Raw genomic sequence first — 1,301 nt, 5'->3', positions numbered from 1 at the left:
GATGGGCCCAACCCGACCAAGGTCGGCGCGTACTTCCGCCTCGCCAGCGGACAGCGGCACGAGGCCGGATGCGCCTACAACCCGGTCGAGGTGGTCACGGCGATCGCCCGCGGTTCCTACGGCCTGGCCCAGGCGGAGGCGGGCGGCCGGCTGCGCCTGGTGATGCCCGGCGACCTCGGCGCCTCCAAGGTCAAGCCACCGTTGCTGGCCGACGGTGATGCTGCCGCAGGCACCCGCTCGCTGACCTTCACCACCACCCGGCCCTCGATCCCGCCCGCGCTGAACTCGGCCGCGAAGATCGTGCACTTCCTGCAGCTGCACAACTTCGACCCGGAGGCGGGCTCGACCTCGCCCGCGCCGCCACCACCGGCCCCTGGACCCTGCCCCCGCGGCCCCGCGCCGAAGCCCTCCAGCAGCAGGCCCGGGCGCTCGCCCTCGCCGGTGTCGAAGCCGACCAGGTGACCCGCGTCCTCGACCAGGCCACATCGCCGAGTGGGCCGGCGACCTGCACCGGCCCACTCGGCGACGGCTACACCCGTGAACGGCTGATGGTGCAGAGCGCGATCTGCTACCGGGAGGTCGGCCAGAGCCACCGCGCGATCGGCCTGTTCCGGCAGCACCTGACCATCGGGGCTTTCGCGCCGCGAGACCGCGCGTTCTTCACCGCCCAGTACTCCGGCGCCCTGGCCGCCGCCGGTGAACCGGACGAAGCCGCCACCACTGCACTCATGTCCCTCGCCCTTGGAACTGGTTCGGAGCCCCGCCAGCCGGCCACCCGGAACGCCCCTGCGGCCGCCGGAAGCCCCACTCGCGCGCCCTGCAAGGGTCTGTCCAGCGAACGGCTCTGTCCCGTAATCGGTGGTAGCGCTGTGTGGTGGTCACTGGAGGAGGATGCGGTGGCGGAGCAGGGGGAACCCGGCTCGGCCGTGCATCTGCCTCATCATCCGCTTGGTTCGGGTGTTGACCCCCTCGGTGCGGCCGTTGTGGAACGGGAGGGTGAGACCGGCGTCGACGGCGGCCCGGTCGAGTTCCAGGCCGTTGCTGAGAGGACGTTAAGTCCGTTTCTAGATGATCTGGTGTCGCCCGTTCGTGTGTACGGAGTCGTTCAAGCTGACTCGCGTGTCGTGTACATGATGGGGTCGGGGCATGGAACGGATGCCGTACTCAACAGACTTGTCCGACGGACAGTGGGCCTTGATCGAGCCGCTGGTCACCGCCTGGAAGCAGGAGCGGGTGTCGCGCTCGGCGACCGGAGACCCGGGCTCCTGCGACCTGCGCGAGGTCGTGAACGCGCTGCTGTA

General features: G+C 70.4%; 3 pseudogenes. 2 read left to right on the top strand and 1 reads right to left on the bottom strand.

The annotated features are described in order from the left end of the window. Positions 1 to 462: pseudogene (locus AB0J08_RS41645) on the top strand (hypothetical protein); the annotation flags it as partial. Between the two features lie 416 nt (positions 463 to 878). Here AB0J08_RS41645 and AB0J08_RS41640 read toward each other — a convergent pair. Continuing rightward, a pseudogene (locus tag AB0J08_RS41640) lies at positions 879 to 1,040 on the bottom strand (ISL3 family transposase); the annotation flags it as partial. A 106-nt stretch (positions 1,041 to 1,146) separates the two neighbouring features. On the opposite strand from AB0J08_RS41640, the pseudogene AB0J08_RS41635 reads away from it, so the two are divergent. Beyond that, positions 1,147 to 1,301: pseudogene (locus AB0J08_RS41635) on the top strand (IS5/IS1182 family transposase); the annotation flags it as partial.

Origin of the sequence: Kitasatospora sp. NPDC050463, from assembly GCF_040655255.1 — a bacterium.
GTDB lineage: Bacteria > Actinomycetota > Actinomycetes > Streptomycetales > Streptomycetaceae > Kitasatospora.
This window is presented reverse-complemented; position numbering and strand designations above follow the sequence as displayed.